Source organism: Roseicyclus sp., from assembly GCF_052168335.1.
Taxonomy (GTDB): Bacteria; Pseudomonadota; Alphaproteobacteria; order Rhodobacterales; family Rhodobacteraceae; genus Roseibacterium.
In genome coordinates, this window is sequence record NZ_JBQLZP010000555.1 from 1 (window position 1) to 8,400 (window position 8,400).

An 8,400-nucleotide genomic window follows, 5' to 3' on the forward strand; every position below is an offset into this window, starting at 1 on the left:
TCTGACGACGGAACCCCTTCGTGATGTCGGACCGCACCTCTCCGCCCGGTGTCGCTGACGCAATTTCGTGCTCGTGACCTCCCAGGCGTGATGTGCCGAAAGGTCACGATCTTGGAATTCCTGCTCTTGTTGGTTCTGGGCAAGCCGCTCTGGATGTGGCTGCTCTTTCTTGGTCTCGTTGTTGCGCTGCTGACCTTCGACCTCGGCGTCCTGCACCGCGACGACCACGAGATCGGCGTCGCCGAAAGCCTGAAGCTCTCGGGCATGTACATCGCCCTCGGCCTGTCCTTCGCGGGCTTCATCTGGTGGCAGATGGATGCCGAGGCGACCGCCCAATACCTGACCGCCTTCGTCGTCGAAAAGACGCTGGCGATGGACAATATCTTCGTCATCGCGCTGATCTTCGGCTTCTTCGCGATCCCGCGCGAATACCAGCACCGGGTGCTGTTCTGGGGCATCCTCGGCGTGATCGTACTGCGCGGCATCATGATCGGCCTCGGCGCGACCATCGTCGACCAGTATCACTGGGTGCTCTACATTTTTGCGGCCTTTCTGATCCTCACTGGGATCAAGATGCTCTTTGTCGCCAACAAGGAGCACAAGATCGAGGAGAACGGCCTGATTCGGTTTCTCAAGCGCCGGATGCACGTCACTGAAGAGATCCACGGCCACGCGTTCTTCGTGCGCAAGCCGCATCCCGAGACCGGCCGCCTGACCCGCTTCGCGACGCCGCTCTTCCTCGCGCTCGTGCTGATCGAGGTCGCCGACCTCGTCTTCGCGGTGGACAGCGTGCCGGCCGTCTTCACGATCACGACCGACCCCTACATCGTCTACACCTCGAACATCTTCGCGATCCTGGGCCTGCGCGCGCTCTACTTCGCGCTGGCCGCGATCCTGCACCGCTTCGCCTACCTCAGGTACGCGCTCTCGCTGCTGCTGGTCTTCATCGGCTCGAAGATCTTCGTGGCCGACCTGATGGGCTGGGAGAAGTTCCCGCCCGCCTGGTCGCTCGGCATCACCTTCGCGATCCTCGGCGCGGGCGTCGCCTTCTCGCTCTGGAAGACAGGCGGGCGGCTGCCGCCGGCCCTGCCGGAGCCCTTGGCAAAGCCCCTGGCGGAGCCCCTGCCGGAGCCGCGCCCGTGATCGCCCCTCCTATCCGCCGGCCGCATCCCGCGCCGGCCTCTCCCGGAGACCCGACCTTGTCGCCGACCCTCGACCGGACCCCGACCGATCCCGACGCGCCCGAAGCGCCGCATGTCCCGCCAGACCTGCTGGCCGCGGGCGCCATCGCCGCGGCGGCCGCCGCCTTCGCGCTTGCGCCGCCGCCCATCGCGCCCGCGCCTCCGCCCGCGCACGAGGAGGAGGACAACGAAGCCCTCTGCGTCACCTGCGGCCTGTCGCTTCCGGCCGCCGAGACCGAATGCGCCTTCTGCGCCCATGCCCGGGCCGCAAAGGGCAACTCCGCCGCACGGCTCGTCCGCCACTGGCTCGTCTTCCTCCTGGCGATGCTCGCCGTCTTCGGCGCAGGCTGGATCATCGCGCCCTAGACATAGGCGAGGCCGCCCAGCGCGGAATGGTGCCGCTCCAGCCCGTCGAGGCGGCGCATCGCGTCCTCCGGAAGTTCGAAGTCGAAGACGTCGAAGTTCTCGCGGACATGGCCGATGTCACCGGCCTTGGGCAGGGGCACGGTGCGCCGCTGGAGGTTCCAGCGCAGGATGACCTGGGCGGGCGTCCTGCCCTGGGCCTCGGCGATCTCGGCGAGGCGCGGATCGTCGAGGAGTTCGCCGCGCGTGAGCGGCGAATAGGCCTGGAGCACGATGCCCCGCGCGCGGTGATGCTCGAGAAGGTCGGGGGCGTGGCCGAAGGGGGTCCATTCGACCTGGTTCACGACCGGCAGCACGCCCGTCGCCTCGGCCAGCGCGTCGAGCATCGGCGCGGCGTAGTTGCTGACCCCGATGTCGCGCACGAGGCCGTCCCGCTGCGCCGCGATCAGCCCGCGCCAGAGCGCCTCGCCCGCGCCCTCGGGCGGCGGGCGGTGGATCAGGGTCAGGTCCGCGTGGTCGAGGCCAAGCTCGGAGAGGTCGCGCTCCATCGCGTCGAGCGGATCGTCGTCCTCCTCGATCTTGGTGACGACGAAGACCGCGTCCCGGTCGAGATCGCAGCGGGCAAGGCCCTCGCCGATGCCCTTCTGGCTGCCGTAGTCGACGGCGGTGTCGATCATCCGGCAGCCGGCGTCGAGCGCGGCCAGGACCGCATCGGCGGTGTTCTCCGCCAGTTTCCAGGTCCCGAGGCCGATCACAGGCATGTGCCGTCCGGTGTGGAGGGGAATGCGCGTCGTGGCGTCCATGGCGGTGCTCCCGTGTCGTGAGGCTCCTGCCCCAACCCGCGAGCGCATCCGCCGTTCCGCTCAGAAGCCCACGTCGTCGCCGCCCTTGAGGCCGAGGATCGCGCGCGCCTCCTCCGGGGTCGCGAGCGACAGGCCGAGCCCCTCGACGATCCGGCGCGCCTTCTCCACCTGCTGTGCGTTCGACCGCGCAAGCTCCCCCTTCGCGATCCAGATACTGTCCTCGAGGCCCACGCGGATGTTGCCGCCGAGCGACAGCGCCTGCGTCGCGATGCGGAACTGGTCCTTGCCCGCACCGAGGACCGACCACCGCAGGTCCGCGCCGAAGAGCCTGTCCGCGGTGCGCTTCATGTGCATGACGTCCTCGGGATGCGTGCCGATCCCGCCCAGAAGCCCGAAGACCGACTGCACGAAGAACGGCGGCCGGACGAGGCCGCGCTCCACGAAATGCGCGAGGTTGTAGAGGTGCGAGATGTCGTAGCACTCGAACTCGAAGCGCGTCCCGTTGCCCTGGCAGGTCTCGAGCATGTACTCGATGTCCTTGAAGGAGTTGCGGAAAACGAGGTCGCGCGAGCCCTCGAGATGCTCGCGCTCCCAGTCGTGCCGGAACTCGGTGTACTTCGCCAGCAGCGGGAAGAACCCGAAGTTCATCGAGCCCATGTTGAGCGAGGCGACCTCGGGCCGGTAGCGCGCGGCGGGGCCGGCGCGCTCGGCCACGGTCATGTAGGGCGAGCCGCCCGTGGTGATGTTCACGACGGCGTCCGTCGCCTGCTTGATGCGCGGCAGGAAGGGGGCGAAGGCCTCGGGCGACTGGTCGGGGCGGCCCGTCACCGGATCGCGCGCGTGCAGGTGCAGGATCGCGGCGCCCGCCTCCGCCGCGCCGATGGCCGCCTCCGCGATCTCGTCGGGCGTGACGGGGAGATGGGGCGACATGGAAGGCGTGTGGATCGCCCCCGTGACCGCGCAGGTGATGATGACCTTGCCCGTCATTCGGTTCCCCTTCAGAGGCTCTCGAGGTTGCCGTCGACCGGCAGGCTCTGCCCCGAGACGTTGCGCCCCGCCTCGGAGATCAGGAAGGCGGCCATCGCGGCCACGTCCTCGGGCGGGGTCATGCGGCGGAGCGAGATGCGCGAGACGTATTCCTCGGTCATGTCGGCATGGCTCACGCCTACCTGCGCCGCGCGGGCGGCAATGACGCGCTCGATCCTCGGGCCCTCGATGATGCCGGGGAGGATCGCGTTCGCGCGGATGCCGTGGCCGCCGAGTTCCTTGGCGAGGCTCTGCGTCAGCCCGATGACCCCCCACTTCGCCGCCGAATAGGGCGTGCGGTAGGCATAGCCGAAGCGCCCCGCGGCGGAGGAGATGTTCACGATCGAGCCGCCGCCCGCTTCCTTCAGCATCGGCACGGCGCGTCGCGCGCAGAGGAATTGCCCGGTCAGGCACACGTCGAGGCAGCGCCGCCAGTCCGCGGGCTCGATCTCCTCCACGCCGCCGGTGGGGCCCGCGATGCCGGCGTTGTTCACCAGCGCGTCGAGGCCGCCCATCCGCTCCCTTATCTTGTAGAAGAATCCATCGACCTGTGCCTCCTCCGAGACGTCTGCGATCTCCGCCACCTCGGCGCCGAGCTCCGCCGCCGCACGCGCGAGGGCCGCCTCGTCAACGTCGCAGATGGCGAGCCGCGCGCCCTGCCCCGCGAGCGTCCGCGCGATGGCGAGGCCGATGCCCGCGCCGCCCGCCGTCACCGCGACGCGCCGACCGGCGAGCCCCGGAAGGCGCATTTCCGTGTCCGACCCCATGAACGCCCTCCCCCGGCCTCCCGTCCCCAGGCGCGACTAGAGCATCATCGCGCCGGCGCTGTCCAGAATGCGGACCTCAGGCGCGGCTGCGGCGGACGCGCGCCGCGCGGATCGCGGCGATGGCGGCCTGCGTGCCGTCGATCACGGGCACTCCGCAGCGTGCCTCCAATCGCGGCGCAAGACCGGCGAGCGGCCCGCCGCCCAGGACGATCTTCGCGGCCCCCTCGGCGGCGCAATCGCGGCAGAGCTCGAGGAGCGGATCGAACAGGCGTTCGGCCACCTCCGCCGGGTCGTGGCCGAGGGGGGTGGGAGGGCTCGCGATGCGGATGAGCCGATGCGCCACGCCATGCTCCTCCGCCTTGCGATGGAGCGGCGGCGCCACCTCGGGCGCGAAGGTCACGATGGCGAAGGCTGCGTCCGCACGCCTGACGGCCTCGAAGGCCGCCTCGGCGATGCCCACCACGGGCAGGCCCGGCCGCGCGGCGCGCACCTCGGCCGCGCCCGTGTCGCCGAAGGAGGCGAGCACGATTCCGTCGACCGGATCACGATGCGCCGCGACGGCAGCCAGCACGCCCTCCGTCGCCGCCCGCGCGTCGTCCTCCGTCACGATGAGCGCGGGGCCGGATGCCGCGGAGAGGGTCGTGAACCTGTCGCCCGGCCGCGCCACCGCCTGCGCCGCGGCGTCGATCCGCGCGGTCACGCCCGCCGACGTGTTCGGATTGACGATGAGAAGCCGCATCACAGGATGACCGAGGGCAGCCACAGCACGATGGCCGGGAAGACGTTGACGAGGATCAGCGCCACCAGCATCGCGAGCAGGAACCACATCAGCGACGGGATGATCTTGGCGATGGAGATCTTCGCGATGGCGCAGGTGATCAGCACGACCGAGGCCACCGGCGGCGTCTGTTGCCCGATGCCGAGGTTGATCGTCAGGATCAGCCCGAAATGCACGCGGTCGATGCCGAGCTGGTCGGCCAGCGGCAGGAAGATCGGCACCAGCATCAGGATCGCGGGGGTGCCGTGGATGATCGTGCCCGCGAGCAGGAAGAAGATGTTAATGGCCGCGAGCACCACCCAGTAGTTGTCCGAGATCCCGAGGATCGCCTGCGCGATGTCCTGCGGGATGCGCTGGTTCGTCAGGTACCAGCCAAGCAGCGTCGAGGTCGCCACGATGAACATCAGCATCGCGCTGCGCTTGCCCGCGATGCGGAACGTGTCGAGCAGGTTGCCCAGCCGGATCGTGCGGTAGAGGAAGGCCGCCAGCACGATCGACCAGAAGGCGGCGATGGCGCCGGCCTCGGTCGCGGTGAAGATGCCGCCGAGGATGCCCACGAGGATCAGGATCGGCAGCGTCAGCGGGATCGCGGCGTCCTTTCCGGTCTCGATCACGCGGCGGAACCGGAACGCGCCCTCCGTCGGATAGCCGCGCCGGACCGAGATGACGTAGGCCGTGAACATCAGGAGCCCGCAGACGAGGATGCCCGGCAGGATGCCCGCCGCGAAGAGCTCGGCGATGGAGGCGTTGGCCACGTAGGCGTAGAGGATGAGGTTCAGCGACGGCGGCACGATGATCGCCATGGTCGCCGAGGTCGAGGTCACGGCGGCGGCGAAGGCGGCGGGGTAGCCGCGCTTCTTCATCTGCGGGATCATGACCGATCCGATGGCGGCCGCGTCCGAGGTGGCGGTGCCGGAGATCTCGGAGAAGAACAGCGATGTCAGGATGTTGACATGCGCCAGCCCGCCCCGGATGTGGCCCACGAGGCTGGAGGCGAAGGCGATCAGCTTCTCGGCGATCCGGCCCTGGTTCATCACCTCGCCGGCGATCATGAAGAGGAGCGCCGCCACCAGCAGGTAGTTGTTCGCGCCGCCGAAGGGGATGAGGCCGATGATCTGCGGCACCACGGCGGGGTCGAGCAGGATCATCGTCGCGGCGGTGATGCCGAGGACGAAGGCGATGGGCAGCCCCGCGATCAGCAGGACGACGAGAAGGATCAGGATGATCCAGCCGGGATCGAGGAACATCACGCGTCGCTTTCGGGAAGAAGGTCGTCGGGGGCGACCCGCCCGGTCAGGAGACCGGCGAGGCGCGTGAGGCTGATGAGCGCGATGAGCGCGCCGCCGAGCGGCATCGCCCAGCGGAAGAGGCCCATGGGCAGATCGACGGAAATGAGCATCCGGCTCCCGAAGCTCGCCGCCGCAATGCCGCCATACCAGGCGAGCAGCGCGCCGAAGCCCGCCATCAGGATCAGGTTCCCGGCCATCACCGCCCGCTTGAGGCCCGGGCGCATGATCCGCACCACGGCGTCGAAGCCGAGGTGCTCGGAGGTCCGCGTCAGGTAGGCCGCGCCGACGAAGGTCAGCACGGCGAGGATATGGGCAGGCAGTTCCTCCGACCAGGAGACGCTGTCGTTCAGCACGAAGCGCGTGAAGACCGCGTAGTTCAGCAGGCAGAAGAGCAGCCCGGCCAGCCCGATCACCGCCGCATCCAGCAGCCGCGTGAGCCAGGTGTCGATCACGTCGACGATATCGGCGATGCGGGTCATGGCCGGGCGCTCCGGTCGGTCACTGGATGCCGAGCGCGTCGCGCGTGGCGGCGATCATGTCGGCGCCGATCACGTCCACGAAGGTCGGGCTTTCGTAGAGCGGCGCGGCGGCGGCCTGGAAGGCTGCGAAGTCGATCTCGTTGATCGCGATGCGGTCGGCGAGCGCGGCCACGACCTCGGCGTCCGTCGTGTCGCCCCACTCGAAGGTCCAGGGCGCGACCTCGGCCGCGACGGTCATCACCGCGTCGCGCAGGTCGGGCTCGAGGCCCGCGAGGTAGGGCTCGCCGAACACCAGGAAGGTCGGGAGGTAGACGTGGTTCGACAGGGACATGTAGGCCTGCACCTCGTAGAGGCGCGCGCTCTCGACGATCTGGGCGGGGTTCTCCTGCCCGTCGATCACGCCCTGGTCGAGCGCGGAATAGACCTCGCCGAAGGACAGCGGCGTGGCATTGGCGCCGAGGGTGTTGAACATCTCGACGCGCTGGCGGCTGGTGGGGGTGCGGATCTTCAGCCCCTCGAGGTCGGCGGGCACGACGATGGGGCGCACATCGTTGGTGATCTGGCGGAAGCCGTTATCCCACATCGCGGCCAGAACCATGCCGGTGCCCTCGAAGCCCTCGGCCAGCATCTCGCCCGCCGGGCTCGCCGCGAAGGTCTGCACGGCAGCGCGATCCTCGAAGAGGTAGGGCAGGTCGAAGATCGCCGTGCGCGGGTTGATCTGCGCGACGGCGGATGCCGAGAGCGAGGCCTGGTGCGTGCCGAGACCGAGGCCGGCGAGCACGTCCTCCTCGGAGCCGAGCGTGTTGCCCATGAAGATCTGGACGTCGATCGCGCCCCCTGTCGCGGCCTCGAGGCGCGTCTCGTATTCCTGCAGGAAGACGTGCGCGAAGGAGCCCTCGGGCAGCGAGGAGTTGATCTGGAGCACGGACTGGGCGGCAGCGACGCCCGGCAGCGCGATGAGGACGGCGCCGGCGAGGGCGGTGGTTCGAAGGAGACTCATGACACGATCCTTTCCTTGGGAGGCGGGATGAAGGCGATGCGTCATGCAAGATGGATTTCATGTGCGGCACCACATGAAATTTTAATTTCTCTTCGTTCGGCGGGAGCGGTTTCCGGAACGCCCAAGAGATGAGCGCGAATTCCGGCCCGATGGTCACGGTTTTCGCGCGGCGCCGGGCTCAGAGCTCGTCGAGGGAATCGTGCATGTCCTCGATGGCGCGCAGCCGCTCCCGCCCCGCGGTGCCGGAGGCCTCGATCGCGCCCGAGGCCAGCAACCCGCAGATCGCCATCACCCCCACGTGGTCGAAGAGCGGCCCGCTGCCGACCGTGCTGCAGGGAAGGCGCCAGCGCGCGGGCATGGCATCGAGCGCCGGAAGGTCGCCGATGAGCGCCGTCTGCGCGCCGCTTTCGCGCAGCACGCCGAGCAGCGCCGCAAGCTGCCTCGGCGGTCGACGCAACGCGAGGATGACGACGCAATCCTCGGGTCCGAGACCCGCGAGGCTTTCGGACAGCGTTTCGCCGTCCTTCGGCAGCGTGAAGACGTTCGCGCGCACCTGCATGATCTGCCACGAGAGGTAGCGCGCGAAGGGCTGACCCGCGCGGAAGCCCACGACCCAGAGCCGGGGCGCGGCCACCATCGCGGCCACGAGGTCCGCGACCTCGGCCTCGTCGAGCTGCGCGAGGGTCCGCTCGAGGTTGGCGCGGCCATGGTCGA

The 8,400-nt window shown here is 69.3% G+C and carries 10 protein-coding genes; 2 read left to right on the forward strand and 8 right to left on the reverse strand.

From position 1 onward, the window contains the following. Positions 1 to 111 precede the first annotated feature (111 nt). Together ACTS11_RS16905 and ACTS11_RS16910 are read left to right on the forward strand one after the other, a co-directional pair. A complete protein-coding gene (locus ACTS11_RS16905) occupies positions 112 to 1,143 on the forward strand; it encodes a TerC family protein (protein WP_442641464.1) in 1,032 nt (343 codons plus the stop codon). A 56-nt stretch (positions 1,144 to 1,199) separates the two neighbouring features. Beyond that, positions 1,200 to 1,547 (forward strand): hypothetical protein, encoded by a 348-nt coding sequence (locus ACTS11_RS16910; RefSeq protein ID WP_442641465.1) that lies wholly within the window; start codon positions 1,200 to 1,202, stop codon positions 1,545 to 1,547. Here ACTS11_RS16910 and ACTS11_RS16915 read toward each other — a convergent pair. The 8 genes from ACTS11_RS16915 to ACTS11_RS16950 all read right to left on the reverse strand — a co-directional run. Further along, entirely contained in the window at positions 1,544 to 2,347 is an 804-nt protein-coding gene (locus tag ACTS11_RS16915) for an aldo/keto reductase (protein ID WP_442641466.1), read from the reverse strand. The two genes, ACTS11_RS16910 and ACTS11_RS16915, sit on opposite strands and share 4 nt — an antisense overlap. A gap of 60 nt (positions 2,348 to 2,407) precedes the next feature. Next, on the reverse strand, positions 2,408 to 3,334 hold the full coding sequence (locus ACTS11_RS16920) for a 3-keto-5-aminohexanoate cleavage protein (RefSeq protein WP_442641467.1): 927 nt from the start codon (positions 3,332 to 3,334) through the stop codon (positions 2,408 to 2,410). Positions 3,335 to 3,345: 11 nt separating this feature from the next. Further along, positions 3,346 to 4,140: an SDR family oxidoreductase gene (locus ACTS11_RS16925; RefSeq protein WP_442641468.1), complete on the reverse strand. Its 795-nt coding sequence runs from the start codon at positions 4,138 to 4,140 to the stop codon at positions 3,346 to 3,348. Between the two features lie 76 nt (positions 4,141 to 4,216). Next, positions 4,217 to 4,879, reverse strand: coding sequence for an aspartate/glutamate racemase family protein (locus ACTS11_RS16930; protein WP_442641469.1), 663 nt, complete (start codon positions 4,877 to 4,879; stop codon positions 4,217 to 4,219). Then, positions 4,879 to 6,165, reverse strand: coding sequence for a TRAP transporter large permease (locus tag ACTS11_RS16935; RefSeq protein WP_442641470.1), 1,287 nt, complete (start codon positions 6,163 to 6,165; stop codon positions 4,879 to 4,881). Before ACTS11_RS16935 ends, ACTS11_RS16930 begins: the two co-directional genes overlap by 1 nt. After that, on the reverse strand, positions 6,165 to 6,686 hold the full coding sequence (locus ACTS11_RS16940; protein WP_442641471.1) for a TRAP transporter small permease: 522 nt from the start codon (positions 6,684 to 6,686) through the stop codon (positions 6,165 to 6,167). The genes ACTS11_RS16935 and ACTS11_RS16940 overlap by 1 nt, the downstream gene beginning before the upstream one ends. 19 nt (positions 6,687 to 6,705) lie before the next feature. Next, positions 6,706 to 7,686: a TRAP transporter substrate-binding protein gene (locus tag ACTS11_RS16945; RefSeq protein ID WP_442641472.1), complete on the reverse strand. Its 981-nt coding sequence runs from the start codon at positions 7,684 to 7,686 to the stop codon at positions 6,706 to 6,708. A gap of 178 nt (positions 7,687 to 7,864) precedes the next feature. Then, positions 7,865 to 8,400, reverse strand: a 536-nt coding sequence (locus ACTS11_RS16950; RefSeq protein WP_442641473.1) for a MurR/RpiR family transcriptional regulator, incomplete at its 5' end; no start/stop codon positions are given.